The 24227-nt window shown below is 61.0% G+C and carries 23 protein-coding genes; 8 read left to right on the top strand and 15 right to left on the bottom strand.

Translation table 11 applies throughout. The features are described 5' to 3' along the window. Positions 1-88: 88 nt before the first annotated feature. A complete protein-coding gene (locus PSH87_RS14995; protein ID WP_017736109.1) occupies positions 89-952 on the bottom strand; it encodes a universal stress protein in 864 nt (287 codons plus the stop codon). 152 nt (positions 953-1104) lie between these two features. Here PSH87_RS14995 and PSH87_RS14990 point away from each other — a divergent pair, with 152 nt between their 5' ends. Then, entirely contained in the window at positions 1105-1707 is a 603-nt protein-coding gene (locus tag PSH87_RS14990; RefSeq protein WP_257783770.1) for a tRNA-(ms[2]io[6]A)-hydroxylase, read from the top strand. Here the strand turns inward: PSH87_RS14990 and PSH87_RS14985 are convergent. Then, positions 1663-2862, bottom strand: coding sequence for an MFS transporter (locus PSH87_RS14985; protein ID WP_305430022.1), 1200 nt, complete (start codon positions 2860-2862; stop codon positions 1663-1665). The genes PSH87_RS14990 and PSH87_RS14985 overlap by 45 nt on opposite strands. Positions 2863-3018: 156 nt before the next feature. Between PSH87_RS14985 and PSH87_RS14980 the strand changes: the two genes are divergently transcribed. Beyond that, a complete protein-coding gene (locus PSH87_RS14980; protein WP_017736106.1) occupies positions 3019-3726 on the top strand; it encodes a winged helix-turn-helix domain-containing protein in 708 nt (235 codons plus the stop codon). Beyond that, a complete protein-coding gene (locus PSH87_RS14975) occupies positions 3727-5004 on the top strand; it encodes an ATP-binding protein (RefSeq protein ID WP_305430021.1) in 1278 nt (425 codons plus the stop codon). It begins immediately after the preceding gene. A 90-nt stretch (positions 5005-5094) separates the two neighbouring features. Here PSH87_RS14975 and PSH87_RS14970 read toward each other — a convergent pair whose 3' ends face one another. From PSH87_RS14970 to PSH87_RS14945, 6 genes are all read right to left on the bottom strand, one after another. Beyond that, positions 5095-5886: a MipA/OmpV family protein gene (locus tag PSH87_RS14970; protein WP_026136716.1), complete on the bottom strand. Its 792-nt coding sequence runs from the start codon at positions 5884-5886 to the stop codon at positions 5095-5097. Between the two features lie 17 nt (positions 5887-5903). After that, the gene (locus PSH87_RS14965) at positions 5904-7727 is read right to left on the bottom strand and encodes a serine hydrolase (protein WP_305430019.1); all 1824 of its coding nucleotides are present in this window, start codon (positions 7725-7727) and stop codon (positions 5904-5906) included. A gap of 116 nt (positions 7728-7843) precedes the next feature. Beyond that, entirely contained in the window at positions 7844-8569 is a 726-nt protein-coding gene (locus tag PSH87_RS14960) for an amino acid ABC transporter ATP-binding protein (protein WP_305430017.1), read from the bottom strand. Beyond that, on the bottom strand, positions 8562-9221 hold the full coding sequence (locus PSH87_RS14955) for an amino acid ABC transporter permease (RefSeq protein WP_305430016.1): 660 nt from the start codon (positions 9219-9221) through the stop codon (positions 8562-8564). Before PSH87_RS14955 ends, PSH87_RS14960 begins: the two co-directional genes overlap by 8 nt. A 6-nt stretch (positions 9222-9227) precedes the next feature. Then, the gene (locus tag PSH87_RS14950) at positions 9228-9890 is read right to left on the bottom strand and encodes an amino acid ABC transporter permease (protein WP_305430014.1); all 663 of its coding nucleotides are present in this window, start codon (positions 9888-9890) and stop codon (positions 9228-9230) included. A gap of 50 nt (positions 9891-9940) precedes the next feature. Continuing rightward, the gene (locus tag PSH87_RS14945; protein ID WP_305430013.1) at positions 9941-10771 is read right to left on the bottom strand and encodes a transporter substrate-binding domain-containing protein; all 831 of its coding nucleotides are present in this window, start codon (positions 10769-10771) and stop codon (positions 9941-9943) included. 367 nt (positions 10772-11138) lie between these two features. Here PSH87_RS14945 and PSH87_RS14940 point away from each other — a divergent pair, with 367 nt between their 5' ends. Together PSH87_RS14940 and PSH87_RS14935 are read left to right on the top strand one after the other, a co-directional pair. After that, on the top strand, positions 11139-12383 hold the full coding sequence (locus PSH87_RS14940) for an FAD-binding oxidoreductase (RefSeq protein WP_305430011.1): 1245 nt from the start codon (positions 11139-11141) through the stop codon (positions 12381-12383). A gap of 21 nt (positions 12384-12404) precedes the next feature. Continuing rightward, positions 12405-13406 (top strand): 4-hydroxyproline epimerase, encoded by a 1002-nt coding sequence (locus PSH87_RS14935; protein WP_305430009.1) that lies wholly within the window; start codon positions 12405-12407, stop codon positions 13404-13406. A gap of 49 nt (positions 13407-13455) precedes the next feature. Here the strand turns inward: PSH87_RS14935 and PSH87_RS14930 are convergent, their stop codons facing one another. The 4 genes from PSH87_RS14930 to PSH87_RS14915 form a co-directional block, all read right to left on the bottom strand. Continuing rightward, positions 13456-14154 carry a GntR family transcriptional regulator gene (locus PSH87_RS14930; RefSeq protein WP_017736096.1) on the bottom strand — a complete coding sequence of 233 codons (699 nt, stop codon included), beginning with the start codon at positions 14152-14154 and terminating at the stop codon, positions 13456-13458. Between the two features lie 115 nt (positions 14155-14269). Further along, positions 14270-15844, bottom strand: a complete 1575-nt coding sequence (locus tag PSH87_RS14925) for an aldehyde dehydrogenase (NADP(+)) (RefSeq protein ID WP_305430008.1) — start codon at positions 15842-15844, stop codon at positions 14270-14272. Between the two features lie 59 nt (positions 15845-15903). Then, positions 15904-16800, bottom strand: coding sequence for a dihydrodipicolinate synthase family protein (locus PSH87_RS14920; RefSeq protein ID WP_017736094.1), 897 nt, complete (start codon positions 16798-16800; stop codon positions 15904-15906). Positions 16801-16924: 124 nt separating this feature from the next. Beyond that, positions 16925-17914 carry a hypothetical protein gene (locus PSH87_RS14915; RefSeq protein WP_305430007.1) on the bottom strand — a complete coding sequence of 330 codons (990 nt, stop codon included), beginning with the start codon at positions 17912-17914 and terminating at the stop codon, positions 16925-16927. A 287-nt stretch (positions 17915-18201) separates the two neighbouring features. On the opposite strand from PSH87_RS14915, the gene PSH87_RS14910 reads away from it, so the two are divergent. Further along, positions 18202-19149 (top strand): polyprenyl synthetase family protein, encoded by a 948-nt coding sequence (locus PSH87_RS14910; protein ID WP_017736092.1) that lies wholly within the window; start codon positions 18202-18204, stop codon positions 19147-19149. A gap of 50 nt (positions 19150-19199) precedes the next feature. Here PSH87_RS14910 and ampC read toward each other — a convergent pair whose 3' ends face one another. Beyond that, the gene (gene ampC / locus PSH87_RS14905; protein WP_032864804.1) at positions 19200-20354 is read right to left on the bottom strand and encodes a class C beta-lactamase; all 1155 of its coding nucleotides are present in this window, start codon (positions 20352-20354) and stop codon (positions 19200-19202) included. A gap of 127 nt (positions 20355-20481) precedes the next feature. Here ampC and PSH87_RS14900 point away from each other — a divergent pair, with 127 nt between their 5' ends. Together PSH87_RS14900 and PSH87_RS14895 are read left to right on the top strand one after the other, a co-directional pair. Beyond that, complete coding sequence (locus PSH87_RS14900) at positions 20482-21360, top strand: LysR family transcriptional regulator (RefSeq protein ID WP_305430005.1); 879 nt, start codon at positions 20482-20484, stop codon at positions 21358-21360. Positions 21361-21432: 72 nt separating this feature from the next. Continuing rightward, positions 21433-22617: a DUF2252 family protein gene (locus PSH87_RS14895; protein ID WP_026136712.1), complete on the top strand. Its 1185-nt coding sequence runs from the start codon at positions 21433-21435 to the stop codon at positions 22615-22617. A gap of 155 nt (positions 22618-22772) precedes the next feature. On the opposite strand, the gene yghX is transcribed toward PSH87_RS14895, so the two are convergent. Both yghX and PSH87_RS14885 read right to left on the bottom strand, forming a co-directional pair. Then, complete coding sequence (gene yghX, locus PSH87_RS14890; RefSeq protein ID WP_305430002.1) at positions 22773-23660, bottom strand: YghX family hydrolase; 888 nt, start codon at positions 23658-23660, stop codon at positions 22773-22775. A 44-nt stretch (positions 23661-23704) separates the two neighbouring features. Further along, on the bottom strand, positions 23705-24199 hold the full coding sequence (locus PSH87_RS14885) for a PaaI family thioesterase (protein WP_305430000.1): 495 nt from the start codon (positions 24197-24199) through the stop codon (positions 23705-23707). Positions 24200-24227 lie beyond the last annotated feature (28 nt).

Raw genomic sequence — 24227 nt, 5'->3', positions numbered from 1 at the left:
GCGATTGCGGTGTGTCAGCCAAAGATTTGCCAACTGATCCACCGCTATCGCGGGCAAGCCCGCTCCTACATTTTGATCCTCGTCGCCCTCAGGATTTGGCCGCCAGCTCTTCCAGGTGATCCATCAGGCTCGCCGGCTTGAGCACCAACACGTCACTTTCCAGCTTGTCGAGCACCACCTCCGCCGTATTGCCGATCAACGCGCCGGAAATGCCGGTACGCGCCACCGTGCCGATGATGGTGACGGCGGCATGATGCTTGTGCGCCGCAAAGGGAATCAGCACGTCGGCAGGGCCTTCCTCGATGTGCAGCCTTGAGTTATCGATATCGAATTCGGCCTGGAAGGCCCGGCACTGCTCGCGGTAGCGCGCCTCGATGGTTTCCTTGAGCTGGAACGTCGGGTCCGCCGCCGACAGCATCGGCGAGGGATGGGCGCTGATCACATGCAGTTGGGCCTTGGCCAGGCTGGCGATGTCGAAACCATGGCCGACGATTTCCGCGTGCAGTTCACGGTGTTCTGCGTCGGTATTGCCCACATCGATGGCCGCCAGGATCACGCCGCCCGCCCACGGCGTCGATGTCTTCACCAGCAGCACCGCCGTCGGGCAATAGCGCAGCAGCTTCCAGTCAGCGGGGGTCAGCAATGCCTTTTTCAGCGGGCTGTCGGGAAAGTGCTGCTTGATCACCAGCCCACAACCTTCAGCCTGCTGCACATCGATGATGGTTTCATGCAGGCTGTCATTCCATGCCTGTTCGGTGGTGACGCTGTAGCCGTCTTCCTGCAAGCCGGCCTTGAGCAGGCTCAACAGCGCCGAATGCTCATGCTTCTTGTCGCAGACCAGCAAATGCAGGTGCGCGCCGGTCACCCCCGCAATCAACTTGGCGCGCTTGAGGGCCAGGCTCTCCGAATGCTCGGGCTCGATGACCACCAGGATGCTGCGGATGGCTTGCATGTTCGGGTTCTCCATGAAAAAGGGGGGCATGGAACAACTATAGTTGCTGCCCGGCGCACGTCATGTTGATACACATCAAGGCCAGTGGCTGGTGGTCTGCGGCGTGGTCGGTATAATCGGCGCCCTTTTGTGATCCTTTGCCCGTGAGCCCGATGAACCTGCCCGAAATCCACGAATTCCTCGGCTGCCGCACCCCCGACGCCTGGGTCCAGGCGGCCTTGGCCGATCAGGAAACCCTGCTGATCGACCACAAGAACTGCGAATTCAAAGCCGCCAGCACCGCCCTGAGCCTGATCGCCAAGTACTACAGCCATGTCGACCTGATCAATATGATGTCGCGCCTGGCCCGGGAAGAGCTGGTGCACCACGAACAAGTCATGCGTCTGATGAAAAAGCGCAAGGTCGAACTGCGCCAACTGAACGCCGGGCGTTACGCTTCGGGTTTGCGTAAAGTCGTGCGCACCCACGAGCCGGTCAAGCTGGTGGATACACTGGTGGTCGGCGCCTTTATCGAAGCGCGCAGTTGCGAGCGTTTCGAAGCACTGGTGCCGCATTTGGACGAAGAACTCGGCAAGTTCTACTTCGGCCTGCTGAAAAGCGAGGCGCGCCACTTCCAGGGCTACCTCAAGTTGGCCTACCAGTACGGCGACGCCAAAGACGTGCCTCTGGTGATCGAGCGGGTGCGGGCAGCCGAGCAGGAATTGATCGAGTCACCCGACGTCGAGTTCCGCTTTCACAGTGGCGTACCAGCCTGAGGCGACGGCCACGCCAATCAACGCGGTGATGCCTGCCAGCAGCAGGATCACCGTTTGCACGCCCAGGGGCGCGGCCAACACGGCAATCACCAGGCCCGCCAGCGGTTGTGGCAGGTTGTTGAGCAAGGTGATCACACCGACGGTCTTGCCGAAGTCCTGCACGGGAATCACCTGCTGCCGCACGCTGCGCATGTACACGCTGTACATCTTGTCGAAGCCGATCACCAGCAAAAAGCCCAGGGAATACAGCCATAGCGTGGGGCTGATCGCCATGATCAGCGCGCCCAGGGCAATCATTGCGTAGGAAAGCCCGCCGAGCAGCTTCAATGGCAAGGTGGCGCGCGCCACGTAGAACAGAATGACGATGGTCACCAGTGCGCCGGCCGCTTGCAGCAAGGCGTAGGCGTCTTTGCCGGCGACGTACAGGCCCGTGACCATCGCGGCTGACGTGGCCAGCGTGACGCCGATGATCAGGTTCACGCCCATGGTCAACGCAATCAGGCGCTTGAGCCCAGCGAGGTTGCCGATATGCCCGAACGCAATCCGCAGCGGCTGCACCCAGATATCCCGATGCTGCTCGAAAACGGCCGGGACGACCGTGCTGGAACGCTGCCACACGCGCATCGCCACGTCCGCCAGCACAAACAGCCCGGCAATCCCCAGCACTACCCAATGCCACGCCCAGACGTCCAGCATCAGCGCCGCCACCAGGGGGCCGAGCACCAGCCCGCTTTGGTCGGCGATCTGTGAATAGGACAGGGTCTTGGCATAGCTGTACTGCTGGAAGATATGCGGCATCAGCACTTCCCGGGCCATGATGCCCTGGGTGGTCAACACCCCGCACACAGCCGACAGCAATACGATCCAGTAGATGCCGTCGAACAGGCCGAACAGCGCCACTGCCACCACGCAGGCCAGCGCCCGATAGACCTGGCTGATATGCAGGATACGCACCGGCGGGTACTTGTCGCACAACGCCCCGCACAGCGGAAACGCGAGGAAGCGCGGCAGCGATTCGACGAAGAACGCCAGTCCGGCCCAGGCAACACTGCCGGTGGTCTGGAAGACGATCAACGGCACGATAAACAGCAGGATCTGATCCGCCAGCCGCGACAGGAACAGCGAGACAAAAAACGCCAGGTAATCCTTGCGCATACAACTCCCTGTGAATGGCGTTAAAGATTGCAGGCTATTTGTTAAAAAGTCTTAAAAGCATGAAGCTTCGTCGGGCCGTGCTGGCCAGTTGCTTAAGTTGCCCAGCTTGCCACCTATAATGCCTGCACTTCAATCTGCGTCGCACACTGAGAACTTATGGAAAACCTGGGTCTGGGCAAGGTATTGCTCGTTGAAGACGACGAGAAACTGGCAGGGCTGATCGCACACTTTCTGTCGCAGCATGGCTTTGACGTGCGCGTGGTGCACCGGGGCGATGAAGCCTTGGCGGCGTTCCTGGATTTCAAACCGAAGATTGTCGTACTCGACCTGATGTTGCCGGGCCAGAGCGGCCTGCACGTGTGCCGCGGCATCCGCAACGTCTCAGACACACCCATCGTCATCCTTACGGCCAAAGAGGACGACCTGGACCACATCCTGGGCCTGGAGTCCGGTGCCGACGACTATGTGATCAAGCCGATCAAACCGCCGGTACTGCTCGCGCGTTTGCGCGCCTTGCAGCGGCGCCAAGTGCCTGAACCCACGGTGCGCGGCTCCCTGGCGTTCGGCCGGCTGGCCATTGATCGCACGTGCCGGGTAGTCAGCCTGGGCGAGGAGAAGATCGACCTCACCACCATGGAGTTCGAATTGCTCTGGTTGCTGGCCAGCCACTCGGGCACGATCCTGTCTCGCGATGACATCCTCAACCGTATGCGCGGCATCGCCTTTGACGGCCTCAATCGCAGCGTGGACGTGTACATCAGCAAGCTGCGCGGCAAGCTGAACGACAACCCCCGTGAGCCGGTGTGTATCAAAACCATCTGGGGCAAGGGTTACCTGTTCAATCCGTTCGCGTGGGAGGTCTAGATGCTGCGGCTGTTTCTGCGCCTGTATGTGATCCTCGCGCTGGGTCTGGCGGGGGCCATCTGGCTGGTCAACTACACCTTTGACGAGTTGCTGCCCGAAGCCAACGAAACCTATAACCGCGAAGCCATGCGCGGCCCGGCGTATGGCTTGGTGGAGCAATTGCGCCCCGTGCCAGAGGCGGGCCGGGCGGCGCGCCTGGCTGAGTTGCAAAGCCATTACGGGCTGCACCTGAAATTGGTGGCACGTGATCAGCTGAAGCTGAACTCCCGCGAACAGCAATTGCTGGCGGCCGGACAATTGGTGGTGCGTGGCGACTTCATGGAATTCATCGCCAATATCGACGGCGGTTCGCAACTGCTGGAAATCAAGCTCCCGGAAGAACCCAAGTGGTTGTACCTGTGGGCCTATGGGTTCCTCGGCCTGTGCCTGGCCATCGTCCTGTATTTCTGGGTGCGCCCGCACTGGCGGGACCTGGAACATATCCGCCTGGCCGCGCAGCGTTTTGGCGACAACGACCTTGGCTCACGCATCCTGCTGCCGCGCCGCTCCACCGTGCGTGAACTGGCCGGGCACTTCAACCAGATGGCCGAGCGCATCGAAAGCCTGATCGCCAACCAGCGTGAACTGACCAACGCGGTTTCCCATGAGTTGCGCACGCCGATTGCGCGCCTGTCGTTCGAGCTCGACCAGCTCAAGCAACAGGCTGACCCGGTCCTGCGTGGCGCGTTGATCACCGACATGTATGCCGACCTTGGCGAGCTGGAAGAAATGGTTTCCGAGCTGCTCACTTATGCCAGCCTGGAGCGCGGCGCGACTCAGGTCACCCGGGAAAGCATCGAGGCCCACAGCTGGCTCGACAGCGTGATCGGCAGCGTTGCGCTGGAGGCCGAGGCGGCGGGTGTGCAGCTGTCGTTGCGGACCTGTGAAGTGGACGTTATCCAGATCGAACCACGCTTCATGGCGCGGGCGGTGATCAACCTGCTGCGCAATGCCATTCGGTACGCCGAGCGGCGCGTGGAAGTGTCGCTGGTCAAGTTCGGCAATGGTTATGAAGTGCGGGTGTGCGACGACGGCCCGGGCGTGCCCGAGGACGGGCGGGCGAAGATCTTCCAACCCTTCATGCGCCTGGACGCCAGCCGTGATCGCCGTACCGGTGGTTTTGGCCTGGGTTTGGCGCTGGTGCAGCGGGTATCGCAGTGGCATGGCGGGCAAGTGGAGGTGTTGGATTCGGAGTGGGGCGGCGCGTCGTTTCGGATGACCTGGGCATATGCCGAGTAACACCCTTGAATAATGTGAAGATCCACTGTGGGAGCGGGCAAGCCCGCTCCCACAGTGTTTGTTTTCACAAGGTTTTATTGGGTTGCTGGGTCAGAACGTGTATTCCAGCACCCCCATCACCGACGTCTGCAAGCGCCGCTCCACAATCGGGCTCTTGCCCGCTTCGTCCGCCAGGTACTGCACATCGAGCAAGGTGGAGAATTGGGTGTGCTCGCTGATCGGCAAACTCCACACCAGGTTCATGCCGTTGCTGATATTGCCTGCACCGGCCTTGTAGGCCTTGAACCGGCTTTGTGCGGCCTGGCCCGTGGTCACGCCGTACCAGGTCTGCAGGTATTCACGGTCGCCAAAGTGGCTGCTGAGGCTGGCATCGACCGAGCCGTAGCGGCCGTCATAGAGGTTGGTGCCCAGGCTCAGTTCCAGGTGGGTGTAGGCCTTGCCGGTGTCCTTGTGGTCATCGTCCTTGAGCGCGTGTTCCAGGGTCGCACCGACGATGGCGCCGCCGAGGTTGTAGCTGGCGCTCACGCCTACTTGCGCGCGTGACTTGATTTCGCCCATGCCTTTGAGGCGCTTGGAGCCGGCATGCATCGACTCGTTCTTATCCTTGCGTGAAGCGCTGGCGCCGATATAGGTGCTGAAGCTCAGGGCGTTGCCTTCGTAGCCCCAGCCCAGGCCCTTGTCGGTGTCGAGGAAAATCCCCCAGGGGCTGACGATTTTGCCGCCCAGCAGCGGCGCGGTCATGCGTTCGTCGCTGCCGCTGTAGCGGGGTGCGTTGCCGACGCCGGCCTTGAGGCTGTATTGCCAGTCCTCGGCAATGGCAGGCTCGGCTGCAGCGAGCAGGCACAACGAGGAAAGGGACAGGCATAGGTTTCTAGAGCGCATCAGGGGGTTCGTCCGTGTCAGAGGTTCAGGGGTGGGTGAGGTGAGTGGGTACGTTTGAACGCGTAGCCGGAGGCGCTGAGGCCATTGACTTGGCGGCTGACGGTATCGCCCAGGCCGTAGCCGTTGCCGGCCAGTACCGCGTGGGCGTTGTCGACGGGTAGCAGGATGTAATCGGTCAGTGGTTCGTCGTGCAATTGGCCGCGAATCACCAGAAAGCCTTGCTCCAGGCGCACGTTGATGCCGGTCAATGGCGCGTCGGGCTCATGGGTACTGAGGACCTGATAGGTGCCGATGGTGTCGGCCCATGCCTGGGGCAGGGGCGGCGGGTCGATGCGCTCGCCAATGGCGATACGTTGGCCGTGGCTGCGGGCGGTAAGCATTTGGCGCCCCTGTACAGTGACCATATCCAACTGCACGCGACCCAATTCGCCGAGGTCCTTGAGCCATAAACCGAGTACGCGTTTTTGCGCGCGCAACCAGCCTTGTTCGTCACGCAACAGCTCGAAGTCGAACCCGGCCAGCTCGCCGTACAAGCGATCATTGGCATCGCGGATACGAAATACACCCCAGGCGGTGGCATAAAACCCAGCCAGGCGCTTGCGGTCGATGGCGGCGGGCACGTGACGCAGCTTGAGCCCGTGGCTGAGTGCCTCACAGCCGTCGCCACACACCGGTTCTCCGGTTTGCGCCTGGAGCATCAGGCGCAGGGCATCGGTGGCCAGGCGGGCGACCAGGTCTTCGGCGCTGCTGTCGTTGGCCATGATGATGACGGCTAGTTGCTGGTCCGGCAGCAAGGTCAACTGCGCGGCAAAATCATCACCGCCGCCGCTATGTTGATAAGTGCGGATGCCGGGGCCGACGGGCTCATCGCCGCACGGCGCCAGGAACCAGCCCAGGCCAATCTGGCAATCGAAGTCGAGGGCGTTGCCGGTGTTTTGTTGGGTGAACATCTCGTCGATGGAACGTGCGCTCAGCACTCGCTCACCTTTGTACAAACCCTGGGCAAACAGCATCTGCACGTAGTGGCCAAGGTCCTTCGGGCTGGTCCACAAGCCTCCGGCGGCCAGGTCGCGAACCTGCGCATCGGTGCTCGCACTGCCATCCTGGTACCCCTGCGCGCGAAAGCCAGGGGTCGTGCCGGTCCCGATAAAGCTCGACTGGCTCATCTTCAGGGGCTTGAGCAGGCTGTTTTGCAGTTGGGCTTCAAAGCTCTTGCCGGTGCTGCGCTCAATGGCGGCGCCCACCAGCGCATAGCCAAGGTTGGAATACGCCACTTGTGAACCCGGCGGGCTGCTAAGCCACACACCGGATAGGCGTAGCGGCATCAGGCCCATGGCGAAGGTGCTGTGCAGGTCGCGCAGGTGTTCGCTGGGCAGGCCGGACTGGTGGCTCAGCAAGCGGCGCAGGGTGATATCACGGTCTGCCGCGTCCTGGTCTGGATGAAAGCGCGAGCGCACATGGAACTCGCCCAAGGCTTGCTGGATCGGCACATCCAGCCCCAGGCGCTGTTGCTCGACCAATTGCAGCGCCGCCGTGGCGGTAAGCAATTTGGCGATACCGCCGGCGCGAAAGGCGGTGTTGGGGGTTACCGCTACACCGTGGGCCTTGTCGGCCAGGCCAAAGCCGCGTGCCCAGATCAGTTCCTGACCATTGACCAGGGCAATCGACAGGCCTGGGATATTGCGTCGGGCCATTTCCTGGGGAATACGGGTTTGCAGGTGCCGGATGATCGCGCCGTAATCGCCCTTTTGTATGCGCGGCGAGGCCGGTGGCTGCCCCTGGCAACCGACGCTGCCCAGCAGGCAGCTCAGCAGCGCAATACTGCGCAATATGCGAAACATGGAGAGCACCCGGGTGGTGGTTTGGATGCTCGAATGCTAGGGGCGCGCCGGTTGACAGTCTTTGAGGGCTTTGTCGGGAAACTGTCAAAGATTGTTAATTCAGCAGTTGCGCAGGCTCAGTGCAGAACACGTTGGAGGAACTGCCGAGTGCGCTCTTCCCTCGGAGCGCTCACCACCTGCCGGGCATCGCCCACTTCACAAATCAAACCATTGTCGAAGAAGGCGATTCGGTCTGCGGATTCGCGGGCGAAGGCGATGTCGTGGGTCACCATGATGATGGTCATGCCCGACTGCTTGAGCTTGCGGATCGTGTCCAGTACTTCGCCCACAAGTTCGGGGTCGAGGGCGGACGTCACTTCGTCAAACAGCATGTAGTCAGGCTGCATGGCCAGGGCGCGGGCAATCGCCAGGCGTTGCTGCTGGCCGCCGGAAAGGCTTGCGGGGCGCATGTCGGCGCGGTTCTCGAGGCCGACGAACGCCAGGTGGTCATGGGCCAGTTCCAGTGCCTGGGCCTTGGGGATCTTCTTCACCAGGCGCGGCGCAAGGGCCACGTTTTCCAGTGCGCTGAGGTGGGGGAATGCGTTGTACTGTTGAAACACAATGCCGAGTCTCTGGCGCAGCTTGTTCAGGTCGGTGCCCCTGGCGTGTACATCGGTGCCATCGACCAGGATGCTGCCCGTTTGGATGGGTTCCAGGCCATTGATGCACTGCAGCAAAGTGGACTTGCCGGAGCCGCTGGCGCCAATCAGGCATAACACTTCGCCCTTGCGGATTGTCAGGTTGATGCCCTTGATGACTTCAACAGGGCCAAAGCTTTTGCGGACGTCCTTGATATCAATCATGGTGCAGTACCTTTTCAAGATGGCGGCTGTAGCGCGAAATGGGATAGCAGATGGCGAAATAGAAAAGCCCGGTGCCGGCCAATACCAGCAGTGCCTCGTTTGAGCGGTTGATCAGGATCTGCGAGGCCCTGAGCAGTTCGATGTAGCCCACCACGCTCACCAGTGCGGTGTCCTTGGTCAGGCCGATCACCGTGCCAATCCAGCCTGGGAGCAGCGTGCGAAAGGCGAGTGGGGCGGATATATGGCGCAACTCCTGCCAGTAGCCCAGCCCGAGTGAGCGGCTGGCCTTCTTCAACTGCGGGCGCACCGATTGCAGGCCTGAGCGCACCAGCTCCGAGGTCAACATGCCCATGTACAGGCTGAGGACGACCACCCCGATCAGCAGCGGGCTCAGGGCAAAACCGGCCATGGCGAAAAAGCTGTTGGCGAGAATGAACTGGATGATCAGCGGAATACTGCGGATGACGTTGACCCAGGGGGCCAGTGCAAGACGGGCGACCCTGAACTCCTGGCGCAGCCAGCCGATCAGGACGCCGAGCAGGCTGCCGAAAAACGTTGCCAGTAACGTCAGCAGCAGGGTGTGCCAGATCCCCTTCAGCACGAACCCAACATCACCCCAGTGCAGGCCCGAATACGCGAGTTGAAATTGCATGGTGGCTTACCCCTTGAACACGCGCCAGAAGGTCAGTCGGGCGCCGCCCTCGATCAGCTTGGACATCACGTAGTACATCCCGGCGGCGACGATAAAAAACTCGAACGTCCTGAACGATTCGGATTGAGCTGCCTGGGTGGCGCCCGTCAGTTCGCGCAGGCCGATGATCATGCCCAGCGAACTGTTGAGCAGCGCCCAGTTGAGCTGGTTGACGTACGGGAAATAGACGACCCTGAACAACTGTGGAAAGACCACGTGCCTGTAGGCGGCGAAGGACGAGAGCCCCAGGGATCTGGCGGCCGTGTGCTGTTGCCTTGGAATGGCCTGCAGCCCGCCGCGAAAAATCTCGGCCAGGTAGCCCGCGTTGTTGAACGACAACGCCAACAGCATTGCCAGGTAGCTGGAAAAGTGCAGCCCCAGTGCGCCCAGGCCAAAATAAATCATGTAGACCTGGAAGAGTGCCGGGGTGTTGCGGGCGACTTCGACCCAGGTTGTGGCCAGTGCATGGCCGAGGCCTTTTTCCTGGCGCCGCAACAGGGTCAGCGCAAGGGCGATCAATGTGCCGATGACCATCGACAGCACGGTCAGCGCAAGCGTTGTCCGAGCGCCGTCGACGAGTTCGGGGAACTTGTCCCACACCATTGACCAGTAAAACGTATATCCGAACATAACGCAGGCTCCGGGCAAGAGCGGCCAAGGTGCGCCGCTCAGGAATGGGGTTAGTAGTCCACGCCTGCAACCGCAAGCGAAGGCGCTTGGCCGTCACCGAAGTACTGCGCATAGAGCTGCGTGTAACGCCCGTTTTTCACCTGGGCCCAGACGAACGTCTTTACCCAGTTGAGCATCTGGGTGTCTGATTTTTTTACGGCGATGCCGCACAGGTCGGGCGGCGTGGGTGCAACACCCTTGATCGCGAGCGTCGGGAATTGGCCGCTCTGGAGCAGCGCGGCGGCCGATGCGTTGCCGATGATCAGCCCGTCCATTTTTCCCTGGACCAGGGCCAGGTAGCTTTCCGCTTCGCTGCCGAACCCGGTGTAGCTGCCATTGGCGTCATTCCAGCCGGTGCGCAGCACCTGCAACTCCTGCTCGGTGGTGGTGCCGGTGACACCGCCGATGTGGCGGCCTTTCAGGTCGTTGAAGCTTTCAATGCCAGTGTCTTTGCGGGCTAGAACGACGTTGGTGTAGTTCACGTAGGGCTGGGAAAAACTCACGCTCATCGCGCGCTGGGGCGAGATCGAGGCGGAGGCGATCAGCACGTCGATGCGATTGGACACCAGCGCCGGAATGCGTTCGGAGGAGGGTGTTTCGACAATCACCGGTTTGACGCCAAGGGCTTTGGCCATGTCCTTGCAGTACTGGACGTCGTAGCCATCCGGCTCGTTGGCCGAATTACGAAAGCCGGCAGGTGGATAGTCGAGCTGTACGCCACAGCGAAGGGTTTTTGCCGCAATGACCTGGTCCAGGGTCGAGTCGGCCGCGGTTGAAACCATCGGCGCGGTGGCTGCGAGGGCGAGCAAGAGGGTGCTGCTGACGTGGCGTGAAATGTTCATGGGAGAGCCCTGTTGTGGTGGGTATTGTTGTTTTTAGGGTTTGAACGTTTGTAGGTTGTATCCAATCGACTGTTGGTAAAAAATCTACCAAATGTTTAATCTCGGAAGAAGAGGGAGAGAGATGTTTTTTGTGTGGTTGAGCGAGAAAATTCCGCTGTATCGTATAAAAAACTATAAAAAACAAGTATCTATGTTTTATTTGAAAGATGTTGCTGGTGTTGAAGTGTGACAGGAATTGACCGATCTGAAGCAAGGGATTGACAGGAAGTGTTTACTGTATCCAATCTTCGCTGGGTCGAATGGCTCGCTGGGTCAGCTGTGGCGGCCTTGCAGGGCAGTTCTTTTTTATCCGGGAAAGGTGTGGGTCATGAAGCACGTAATCGTCATTGGTGCCGGCATCGTGGGGCTGTCAACGGCGCACCATCTGCTCAAGGAGGGGGTGCGCGTTACCGTGATTGATCGCGACCCTGAAGGTGACAAGGCCTCGTTTGGCAATGCTGGCGGCATTGCCGTCACGGAGGTGGTGCCCGCCTCGGTGCCGGGGTTGTTGTGGAAGGTGCCAGGCTGGTTGCTGGACCCGCTGGGGCCCTTGGCGATACGGGCCACTCATGCCCCCAGCCTGATCACTTGGCTGCTGCGGTTTTCCAGCGCGGGCCGGCCAGCAGAAGTCAGGCGCATCGCCGCGGCACTGGCAGCCCTGAATACGCGGGTTTACACCGACCTCCTGCCGCTCCTCGCCGAAAATGGTCTGCTTGGAGAGCTGCAGCAACTGGGCGCCTTGACGGTTTACGAGAACGCGAAGGCGTTCGAAAGCGAGGCGGCGCAGTGGGCGCTCAAGCGTGCCTATGGTGTGGAGGTGCTTGACTTGAGTGGCGACGACGCGCGGGAAATCGAACCGGCACTCGGCGCGTCCGTCGCCCGAGGGGTGTTTACGCCCCAGTGGTCCCATGTGCGAGATCCCAGGAAGCTCGTGGATGCGTTGCGCCAGTCACTGGTCGGCCGAGGACTTTGTATCCGGGTCGGCGAGGCGTGCAGTATCGGGCCGGGCGTCTTGGACGCTGCTGTATCGGTAGGGCTACACGATGGCCAGCGGGTGCTGGCCGACAGCGTGGTAGTGGCTGCCGGCGCATGGTCTGGGCAGTTGGCCCGCGACGTCGGCGACAAGGTGTTGCTGGAAAGCGAACGCGGATACAACACCACCATCGCAGCCCCGGGCGTTGTGTTGTCCCGTGAGGTCATCTTTGCAGAGCGCCACTTTGTCGCCACGCCGTTGAGCTGTGGCTTGAGGATTGGTGGCGCCGCCGAGTTCGGCGGGCTGAATGCGCCGGCGAATTTCCAGCGTTCCCGCGCGCTGGTGCGGTTGGCCGCTCACTATCTGCCCGGTTTACGGGCAGAGGGCGGTACGTATTGGGCGGGACATCGTCCGGCAACCCCCGACAGCCTGCCGGTGATCGGGGCGTCGCCGCGCAACCCGGCAGTCATTTATGCATTTGGCCATGGCCACCTCGGCCTGACGCAGGGCGCAACCACCGGGCGCCTGGTCAGCGATATTGCCCTGGGCAAGCCGCCGCAAATCGATCTCGCACCCTATGCAATCAGCCGCTTCAACTAAACCGCCAAGAAGGGGATTTTCATGTCACGTCATACGTTCTTCTGCATTGATGCGCACACCTGTGGCAATCCGGTACGCGTGGTAACCGCCGGCGCGCCTCTATTGCCCAATGTTTCGATGGCTGAAAAGCGCCAGATATTCCAGCGTGAGCATGATTGGGTTCGTCAGGCGCTGATGTTCGAACCCCGGGGCCATGATGTGATGTCAGGCAGCATTCTCTATCCGTCATCCCGTGAAGATTGTGACATCGGCGTGCTGTTCATCGAGGTCAGTGGCTGCCTGCCCATGTGTGGTCACGGCACCATCGGCACGGTAACGGCTGCGTTGGAGGCTGGCCTGGTGACGCCTCGAATCGAGGGCACGCTGGCAATCGAAGCGCCGGCAGGGCGTGTTGCCATCGACTATGTAAGAAATGGCGCACATGTAGAGCAGGTCCGCCTCTACAACGTTGCCAGCTACCTCCACGCCGCCGATGTGCAGCTCGACATACCGGGCCTGGGCACGTTGACGATCGACCTGGCCTACGGTGGGAACTTCTACGTGATCATTGAGCCGCAAGCGGGCTGGGCTGGCTTGGACTCAATGGCTGTCAGCGAGATCGTGCGCTTGAGTCCCTTGGTCCGCCAGGCCGCTCAGGCCCTGTTGGCGCCGGTGCACCCGCTGGACACGCATATCCAGGGCGTCAGCCATGTGATGTGGTGTGACAAGCCCAGGAACGCTCGCGCCGATGCACGCAACGCGGTGTTTTATGGCGACAAGGCCATTGACCGTTCGCCATGCGGCACCGGCTCCTCTGCACGCATGGCACAACTGGTGGCCAAAAAGCGCTTGAAGGTAGGCGATGCATTTGTTCACGAAAGTATCATCGGTACGATGTTTGATTGTCGGGTCGAGTCGGCAACGGAGGTCGGTGCCTTTGCCGGTATCCTGCCAAGTGTTGCTGGCTGGGCCCGAGTCACGGGTCATAACACGCTGTTTGTGGATGACCGTGACCCGTTGGCGCATGGGTTTCAACTGGTGTGATCCGTTCGACTGCAAAGGCTTTGTGGTCGAAGGTGAGGCGCCCCGGGGTTCAGGCCCGAGTTTCTTTCTCGCGCTTTTTCTTGAGCAGCGTAACCAGGTCGGCGCCCGCCCGTTGAATATGCTTGCGCAGGAACTGAACGGCTTTCTTGGCGTCACCTTTTTCGCACAACCTGAGCAATTCACGGTGATCGACTTCGGCTTCTTTTTTGCCGGCGGTCAGCAGTAGTTGCAAGCGGATATAGCGATCTGTCTGGACGTTGATGCCTTGAACGATCGCCAAGGTCTGGACACGATCGGCCGCTGCGTAAAGGCTCTCGTGGAATAGCCAGTTGAGCTTGCCCCATTGCGCGATGTCGTCGTTGACATAGGCTGCTTCGAGCTGAGGCAGCAGCTGTTTGGTGGCAGCAAAATGCGCGTCTGTCATGTTCGGCAGCGAGCGCTCCAGCAACTCGGACTCCAGCAGCGCGCGCAGGTCGAACAGCTCCTCGATCTGCTCCGGTGGGATGGACTTCACCACCGAGCCCTTGTGGATCTGGGTGGTGATGAGGCCGGACGCCTCCAGCTCCTTGAACGCTTCACGCACGGGCATGCGGCTGACACCGTACTCGGTCGCAATCGTCTCCTGGATCAGTGATTCACCTTCTTTGAATTCACCGTTGAGAATCCGCTCGCGCAGTGATTCCGCAAGGGTTTCAGGCAAGCTTTGACGTTTGATGCGCAGGTTGGGCGAGGGTTCTTTTTTAGACATTCTTCAACTACTGGCAGGTGAATGGATCCAGGATTTGAGATCCTCCTTGGGCGATCATACCTCAGGCAAAGGAGTGTAGGACGCTTCCAATAGGTGAGAGCGAAACATTTCAGCATCAGCCCGCAACCGTTGCTCCCGTCCGCTGGCCAATACCGAATGGATTCCGGTCCTGAAGCACGGGGGGTAGTAATGCCTGGGGGAAATCCTGGTAGCACACGGGCCGCAGAAAGCGCTGGATTGCCCGGCTGCCCACCGAGGTGGTACGCGCGTCGGAGGTGGCTGGGAAGGGGCCACCATGGACCATCGCATGACAGACCTCCACGCCTGTACCAAAACCATTCAACAGCACACGCCCAGTCTTTTTCTCCAGGCTGGGCAGCAGTGCGGCCAGTGCGGGGTAGTCGTTCGCGTGGGCGTGCACGGCAATCGTCAATTGGCCACCCAGCGCGTTGAGCACGTGGAGCACGGTGGCTGCATCGGGGCAGCGGACAATCAACGATGAGGCACCGAATACCTCATCGTGCAACGGTGGTTGTGCGAGGAATGCAGCGGCGCTCGTCGCAAACAAAGCGGGTTGCCCTTGAGCGCCAGTGCCCGGTTTGCCTCGGCCAAGCAGTACGGCAGAGGGCTGCGCGCGGAGCTTTTCGACGCCAGCGCAATAACTTTCGTAGATCTGGCGCGTCAGCATGGTCGCTGCGGGGCACAGGGCCAGGGCGTCGATGGCGGCGCGCTCAAAGGCCGCCAGTTCGGGGCCGTCAATGGCCAGGATCAATCCCGGGTTTGTACAGAACTGGCCGGCGCCCAAGGTCAGGGACGCTGTAAAAGCAGTGGCAATCTGGGGGCTTCGTTCGGCCAGTGCATGGGGCAGCAGGATGACGGGGTTGATCGCGCTCATTTCTGCATAGACTGGAATAGGTTCCTGGCGTGCGGCTGCGATACCCATCAGCGTTACGCCAGCCCGTTGCGAACCGGTGAAGCCAACAGCCTTGACGCGGTGATCGGCGACAAGCGCCTGGCTGATCGTGTGCTGCGAGTCGAACAACAGGGAAAACACCCCCTCCGGCAAGTTGCAGTCACGGACGGCTTGTTGAATTGCCCGCCCCACCAACTCGGACGTGCCCGGATGGGCAGAATGGGCTTTCACGATGACCGGGCAACCGGCCGCGAGTGCGGAGGCGGTATCGCCACCGGCGACCGAAAAGGCCAGGGGAAAGTTGGAGGCGCCAAATACCGCCACCGGGCCGATGGCAATGTTGCGCATTCGAATATCCGCGCGGGCTTGTGGTGTGCGGGAAGGGATTGCCGGGTCAATACGTGCTTCGAAGAAGTCGCCCTCGCGAACAACCGATGCGAATAGCGCAAGTTGGCCGACTGTGCGTGTGCGCTCGCTTTCGATGCGTCCGCGAGGCAGGCCGGTTTCGGCCATGCAGCGCTCGATCAATGCATCGCCCAACGCCAGGATGTGGCTGGCAATGGTTTCCAGAAAGACTGCGCGGCCCTCTGGTGCGGTTTCGCGGTAACGGTCGAAAGCGGCATCGGCCAAGGCGCAGGCGGCCTCAAGGTCGTCCAGGCTGGCGCCGCCGAATACGGGGGCAAGGGCTTCGCCGGTCGCGGCATTGATAGCCCGCAATTGCCCGTTTTTACCGGGAACCCTCGACTGGCCGATGAGCAGATGACCTGTAATAGACATGGTGGTTCTCACTTCATGGAGGGGGCGGGCCCGTGCACAGGTGCGAGGCCCGCGTTGTATCAGCCGTGTGCAGCCAGGGTGTCGATGGCTTTTTGCACGGTGTTGATGACGTACTCGCGCTCCCGGCCTACCAGGGCCAGGCGCGGCGCGCGTGTCCACTCGGGTGCGCCGTATACCAGGTGCTCGGCCAGCTTGATGTACTGCACCAGCTTGACGTGCACATCCAGGTGAAAGGAGGGCGTGAGGATGTGGTACAGCTTGCGGGCTTCGTCAAAACGTTGCTCGGCACAGAGGTTGAACAGTTTCACGCACTCCACCGGCCACACGTTGGTCATCCCGGACACCCAGCCGGTGACACCCAGTGCGCTGCTTTCGACGATCAGGTCATCGACTCCACAGAAGATGCTGAAGCGATTGCCGAACGCGACATACATGTCGGTGACGCGGCGGATATCACCGGTCTCCTCCTTGACGCAGACGATTTGCGGGGTATCCATCAGGTCTGCCAGGATCGCCGGCGTGCAGTCCACGCCGTACGCGATGGGGTTGTTGTAGATCATGATCGGCAGGTCGGTTGCACTGGCGATGCCCTTGTACCATTCGACCGTTTCGCGGTGGTCGGTCTTGTAGCCGAGGCTGGGGAAGACCATCAGCCCTTGTGCACCAAAGCTCTTGTACAGGGCCGCGTGTTTCTTCGCGGTGTGCAGGGTGATTTCGGCCAGGCCCGATAGCACGGGGACCCGGCCGGCGGCCACTTCGACCGCCGCGCGAATCACCGACTCACGCTCCTGCAGGTTCATTGACGCGTTTTCGCCCAGCATCGGCAGGACGATGATGCCGGAAACACCGCCGGCGATCAGGCGTTCGATGCTGGCTCGGGTTGCCATCAGATCGACTTCGCCGTCAGGGGTCAGCTTGGTGGTGACTGCTGGGAAAACACCTTTCCAGATTGCCATTTTGGGTACCTTTCTTGTTGTTGGGAGTTGGCATGATGTGTCAACTGTATCCAATCTACAATCCAGGAATTTTGCTGTCCATCCCGATCTTGGTCTTTTTATGGCAAAAGAATTCTCTGCCTGCCTAGCAGCGAAAGGGGGGCAGGGAGGGCGAAGGCGCGAGGGGTGAGCGATTTTGCCCATAACGCGGCGCCACAAGGTGCCAGGCCATGTTGCCGCGCCACTGCTGATGCAGCGCCTGGGCGCATACCCGCATTTGCTCCTGGGTGCGCTCGTCATAGCCGAGTTCGGCAAGGCGCACTGGCAAGTGTTGCTGGGCGTGGGTAAAGCGTTCGGCCCACTGTTCAATGCGCAGCATCACTTCCTCGGCTGCGCGTTCGCTGGCATAACCTTGGTGGTGCCTCAGGTGGGTCAACAAGTTGTAGCTATCGTCGTCGGGGTTTTCCATGATGGGGAATGACAGCAGGTCATTGACGGCCTTGCACAAATTCAACGCCAGATTGCGCAGCTCTTGCCAGGGACCGCTGTAGTAAGCGGATGAGGCCAAGTGAATGTCGTGCACCAGGTAATTGAACTCCGTGCAGACCTGAAAACCGCCAGCGTTTCGCCACAGGCACTCGTAGCCGTCCAGGGCCGGCTGGGTGTGATGGAGGCGATGCATCAGCGCCGTGCAGCAAGGCAACAGGTAGGTCGCATATTGTTCTGCGAGGCGTTGTTTCCACTGCGGTGGCATCAGGCGTGCGGCGCGCCGGACAATATCCGCGAGCCCGCGTGCGAGGGGTTCACGGCTGCGGCTATCGGAGGTAAACGCGCAGGCGTAGACCTCGCGCAAAAGTCGCTCCATGGCGTTGGGGTCGGTGCAGTCTTCGTCCGCGAAGTCGTCCTGGCAACTGAACCAGCCCAGCAGGTCGGAGAGAATCAGCAGTATGTCCAGCGGGGCGTCACACCACAGATAGCCGGCATAGGTCCCTGGAAGGTAGATGTCCATCTGATGGGCCGCATGCGGTGTGGCTTGCAGCCCCATGTTTTGCAGCCACTGGCGGGTATGGTGTTGCGCTTGGTCGGTGTACAGGCTCAGGGGAAACGTCTCGGGTTGTTGCCATACGCTGTGCATCTCAGGCTCCTGGCAGGTGGGGGCGGAGAGAGGCTAAGTATTGAAGGCCTGACGTATGTCTTATAGCCAAAACTGCCTTTGGCTGTGGGCGGCTATTTATATTGTTTCGTGATTGCGTGAGGGGGCTCCAAAAAATAAAAAATCTAATCCGGTTTCAGCTGCGGGCTAGCTTGATAGTGAACAGGATGTTCCGGTGTGAAGGGGTGGCCGCTGCTGTGGAAGGGTCTTTTGCGCGCAGGTGCACGGGTAGGGAAGCGCTTTGTTGTGTCGCCCAAGAGGCCACTTTAATGAACACCTCCTTTCCCGGCATTGACCCGATGCGGTATGCCAGTGCCCAGGCCCAATGGATCGAACCGTTTGCCTATCAAGCACACGTACGTGGCAAACAGGTTCGAACGGAGCTCGCTTGGGCGCTATCGGCGCTCTACCGTCTGCCCGCACACCAGGCTCAGGTGCTGTGCAATGCCGTGGAGCGCATGAATGTTGCGTCGCTGATCCATGACGACCTGCTGGACGGCGATTGTCTGCGTCGTGGTGTCCCGGCGGTATGGAAGCGCTACGGCGCCTCTGTGGCGTTGGTTTCAGGCATGTACGGTTATCTCGAGGGGCTGCGCGCTCTTACCGAATTGAATGACCTGGGTGTGTTGCGTGCCGGTTTGAAATGCCTGGAGTCCTTGCACATCGGTCAGTACCTCGATACGCAGATCAGCGAGGGTGCTGTGTTGCCCAGCCTGGAAGAATACGGGTTTGTCGCGCAGGCCAATACAGGCTGCTTTTTTGTTTTTTTACTCGACGCCTGCCAGCGTTTGCGACCGTTGGATGACGGGGTGCACGCTGGACTTGAAGCGCTGTTGTACGAGTTGGGTGTTTATTATCGCTACGTGAACGATTACTGCGATATCAACCACATTCCGCATTTCGCAAAAAAGGGCTTTGCGACAGACCTGGAAGGCGGCCCCAAGTCGTTTCTGATGATTCTCGCCAATCAATCCCTGGTTAAAGGCGTGCGAACGGCCGAGCAAAAAAACGCAATCATTCGAGCGTGGGGCAAGGCCGGCGTTTTTGACGCAGCGTTGGCCTTGATGGAGGGCACCTACCGACACATCCTTCAACGCCTGGACACGCTCCGTCAGCTTGACTGCGGGATCAACAGCCAGGGGCTTGAAGGGTTTGTGTGTGATGTCCATTTCCAGCCTGGCGCCGATGACAACTACTACGAACGGATGCTCGCGTAAGGCGCCAACGCCCGACTGCCTGGGTGCAAGCAGTCGGGTAGGGGGCATGTCTATTTGTCCATCGCCCCCAGGATGAGGTGAGCGAGCTTCACCCGTTCTTCATTCGGGTAGTTTTTGTTCGCCAGAATCACCATGCCCAATCCCTTGCTCGGCACGTACGCCACATAGGCGCCAAATCCTCGGGTGGAGCCGGTCTTGTTGACCAGCATGTCTCCATGGGCGGGTTGTGCAGGTGTCAGCCAGTTGACCGGGTGCGGCTCCATGGCCATTTGTGTCGAATTGCCATTGACCAGCGCATCCCGAGCGATGGGGTAGGGGTACATTTCCCAGCCCAGGCCTTGGGTCATGCCCCCGACGGTGTAGTAACCGGTATGAGTGAGGGTGATGGCCTGTTGCAACGGCTGCTCCAGGCGTGTCGGGTCGAGGTTGGCTTGAACATATTGCAGCAGGTCTGAGGCGCTGCTCTTGAGGCCGTAGGCTTCGCTGTCCATGGCGCCAGGGCTGACGCGCACCGGTTTGCCGTCCTTGCCATAGCCCTGGGCGTACAGGCCCATCTGGCCTTTGGGCACGCTGATGAACGTGTGCTGGAGCCCCAGTTTTGGCAGCAGGGTGTTCTCCATCGCCTGGTCAAAGGGTTGCTTTAGGCTTTGAGCTGTCAAGTAGCCGAACAGGCCCAGGCTCGGGTTGGAGTACAAGCGCTGGCCCCCGGGGGCAAATGCGGGCTTCCAGTGCTGGAAGTAACTGATCATGCGCTGGGTATTGTCGGCTTCCGCAGGGAATTGCAGGGGCAAACCGCCCGCGCTGTAGGTGCCGAGCTGGAGCACGCTGATGCGCTCGAACGCGCTGCCCTGCAGCGCTGGCAGGTACTGGCTGGCCGGCGCCGACAGGTTCAGCTTGCCAGTGGCAACCGCGTAGCCGGCGAGGGTGGCGGTAAAGGTCTTGCTCACCGAGCCTAGTTCAAACAGGGTGTTTTCGTTGGCAGGCTGGCGAGTGTCTTGGTCGGTGACGCCGTAGTTAAAGTATTGTGTCTTGCCGTTCTGCACGACCCCGATGACAAGGCCGGGAATAGACTGTTGTTGCATCAACGGTTTGACACTGGCGTCTACCACGGCGTGCAGGTCGTTCGCCGCCAGGCACTGGCCAGCGCCGAGAAATAGCACAAGACCAGTAAAATTCAGCACTCCAGACAAGGCATGTTGGGGCATGATGTTGCTTCCATGAGTATGATCGATTGAATGGAACCTGCGCAGGCGCCGCCAATGTAGGCAGTTCGCGGTTTTTGGGCAAACGATCATATTTCGCAACAGCCATTAGAAAAATTTGGGTTAAGGCATGCTTCGTTCCCATCTTCCCCTAAACGCCCTGCGTGCATTCGAGGCCTCGGCCCGGCATCTGAGCTTCACGCGTGCCGCCATCGAGTTGTGCGTCACCCAGGCCGCGGTCAGCCATCAGGTGAAAAGCCTGGAGGCACAACTCAATGTCACGTTGTTCAAGCGCCTGCCACGGGGCCTGATGCTGACCAGTGAAGGCGAAACCCTGTTGCCGGTGGTGCGTGAATCTTTTGATCGCATTGCCCAGACCCTCAGCCAGTTCGAAGGCGGGCACTACCGTGAAGTGCTCACCTTGGGTGCAGTCGGCACCTTCACCGTCGGCTGGCTGCTGCCGCGCCTTGCGGACTTCCACGCGCGTTATCCGTTTATCGACCTGCGTCTTTCCACCCACAACAACCGTGTCGATGTGGCCGCCGAAGGCCTGGATTACGCGATCCGCTTCGGCGCCGGCGCCTGGCACGGCACCGATGCCTGCCAACTGTTGGAAGCGCCGTTGACCGTACTGTGTGTGCCGCACCTTGCCGAGCAACTGCGCACGCCCGCCGACCTGCTCAAGCACACCTTGCTGCGCTCCTACCGGAGCGATGAATGGAGCCTGTGGTTCCAGGCGGCCGGGTTGCCTGCCGACACCCTGGTGCCGCGCAGTATCGTGTTCGACTCGTCCCTGGCAATGATGGAGTCGGCATTGCAGGGCCTGGGTGTGGCCTTGGCGCCAGCGCTGATGTTTTCGCGCCAGCTGCAAAGCGATGCTGTCCGCCAGCCATTCGATGTGGGCATCAGCACCGGCAGTTATTGGCTGACCCGCTTGCAGTCACGGGCCGAGACACCGGCGATGGCGGCGTTCAAGGGGTGGCTGATGGCGGCCACCGGGGCGTCCTGATTTTTATTCATGAAACAAAATGAAACATTTGCGACGGGCCAACCTCTACCGTACCCCGTACCGAGTGCATTCATGAAAAGCCCGCGCCCCTCCGCCCGCATGCCCCACCTCACGCAACTGCGTAACCTGAAAATGGCCCGCTCTGCCCACGCCTACGTGCGTGGCAGCACCGTGCAGTTTTATGAATGGCTGCACAGCCTGCCCGGTCGGCGCTTGCCCCACGGCCCGGCGATCTGGATCTGCGGCGATTGCCACGCCGGCAACCTGGGCCCGACCGGCGACAACAAGGGCCGCATCGACATGCATATCCGCGACCTTGACCAGACCGTGATCGGCAACCCGGCCCACGACCTGGTGCGCCTGGCCTTGTCCCTGGCCACCGCCGCACGGGGCTCGGATTTACCCGGCGTGACCACCGCGCGCATGCTCGAAGAAATGATGGTGGGCTACGCCCAGGCGTTCAAGGACAAGCCCGACGAAACACCGCCACGCCCGTCCCAGGTCAAGGCTGGCATGCGCAGCGCCGTGGAGCGCACGTGGAAAAGCCTGGCGCGTGAGCGTATCGACAGTGCGCGGCCGACCATTCCGTTGGGCAAGCACTTCTGGTCGTTGTCGCGGGCGGAAAAGAGCGCGCTGGAAGACGTCTGCGCCTCGGACGAAATCCACCAACTGGTCACGTCCCTCAAGGGCCGGCCCAAGGATGCCAAGGTGCAACTGCTGGACTCGGCGTACTGGGTCAAGGGGTGCAGTTCCCTGGGCTTGCTGCGCTATGCCGTGTTGCTGGGGGTGGGCGACAAGGAGGACGAAGAATATTGCCTGATCGATATCAAGGAGGCCGTCGGCGCCGCCGCGCCGCGAGCCGCCCGCGCAAAAATGCCCCGGGACAACGGCCGGCGCGTGGTGGAGGGCGCGCGCCAGTTGTCACCCGGCCTGGGTGAACGCATGGTGGCGACGCGGTTTCTCGACCACGGCTTTTTCATCCGCGAACTGTTGCCCCAGGACATGAAGCTGGAACTGGATGAACTGAGCGAGATTGACGCGATGCACGCTGCCGGCTACCTGGCCCGCGTGGTGGGGATCGCCCATGCGCGGCAGATGGACCGGGACACACGCAAGGACTGGATGGCCGTGCTACAGGAGAATCGCTCCAAGCAATTGGACGCGCCGTCCTGGCTGTGGACCAGCGTGGTGCAACTGGTGGGCAGCCATGAGCAGGGCTACCTCAACCATTGCCGCCGGTATGCGTTGGAACACTAACCCGGAAACACCGAGGATTAACTGTCGGTCCCAGTTTGTGTGGGAGCTGGCTTGCCTGCGATAGCAGTGGGTCAGTCAATCAAGGGGTGACTGATACACCGCCATCGCAGGCAAGCCAGCTCCCACAAAAGCCAGTGACCACAACTGGATTGCCGCTAAGCGAGATATTTGCGGAACCAGCCCAGCGTGCGCTCCCACGCCAGGTTCGCCGCCGCCTCGTCATAGCGCGGCGTCGAATCATTGTGGAAACCATGATTGGCGCCCTTGTAGATAAACGCCTCATACGGAGTACCCGCAGCTTTCAACGCCGCCTCATACGCCGGCCAGCCTTCATTGATCCGCGTATCCAGCTCGCCAAAATGCAGCATGATCGGCGCCTTGATGCGCGGCACGTCCTTGGCCTCGGGCTGGCGCCCATAGAACGACACCGCCGCGCCCAATTCAGGGTAGGCCACCGCCGCCGCATTGGTCACGCCGCCGCCGTAGCAGAAACCGGTGATGCCGACCTTGCCGGTGCTGCTGTCGTGGTGCATCAGCCATTCGATGGCGGCGAAAAAGTCGTTCATCAGCTTGGTCGGGTCAACGGTCTGTTGCAGGGCCACGCCTTTTTCATCATTGCCGGGGTAGCCGCCCACCGAGGTCAGGCCGTCCGGCGCCAAGGCGATAAAGCCGGCTTTGGCCAGGCGTCGGGCGACGTCTTCGATATAGGGGTTGAGGCCACGGTTTTCGTGGACGACCACCACGGCGGGCAATTTGCCTGCGGCCTTGGCCGGGCGCACCAGGTAGCCGCGTACGGTGCCGTTGCCCTTGGGCGAGGGATAGGTGATGTAGTCGGCGACGATATCCGGGTCGGTGAATTTCACCTGTTCGGCCAGCGCGTAATTGGGGCTCAGGGCCGCCAGCAATGCCGAGGCGGTCAGGCCGCCAAAAGTAAACAGTGCGGCGCGGTCAAGGAATTCTCGGCGGTTGATCTTGCCGTGGGCGTAGCCGTCATAGAGCTCCAGCAGTTCGGGCGCAAAGTCTTTCGCGGTGAGACGAGTCATCGGTGCAATCCTCGATTAGCGGTGGCGGTCAATGTAAACCACCTTCAACCCTCGCGGCCATGGGCGGTGGCGGCCAATTGGCCGGTGTCGACGCGCACGAACAGCGAGTCGCCAATGGCCGTCAGCACGCTGCCTGCGTACACCTCGCAGACCACGCGGCTTTTGCGTCCCACATCGCCCTCGACCCGCGCGCGCAAGGTCAATGTCACGCCCATGGGCGTCGGCTTGATGAACTTGATGCCCAGGTTGCCAGTGACGCAGTCGATGCGTGGCAGACTGCCGGGTTCGCGCTGCTCGGCGCGGTAGTGGTAGGCCATGGCGGTCCAGTTGGAGTGGCAATCCACCAACATGGCGATCAGGCCGCCGTAGACCAGGTCCGGCCAGCCGCTGAACTGGGCGTCGGGCAGGTGTTCGGCGATCAGGTGGATGCCGTCGGCGTCCCAGCGGCTCTTGATGTGCAGGCCGTGGGGGTTGCTGGCGCCGCAGCCGTAGCAGATACCTTCGGGGGCGGTCATGTCCTGGAGAGAAGCAGCCTGCATGAAATGTCCTTATTGTTTTGGGGGGCTA

The sequence above is a fragment of the Pseudomonas sp. FP453 genome (assembly GCF_030687495.1).
Lineage (GTDB): Bacteria > Pseudomonadota > Gammaproteobacteria > Pseudomonadales > Pseudomonadaceae > Aquipseudomonas.
This window is presented reverse-complemented; position numbering and strand designations above follow the sequence as displayed.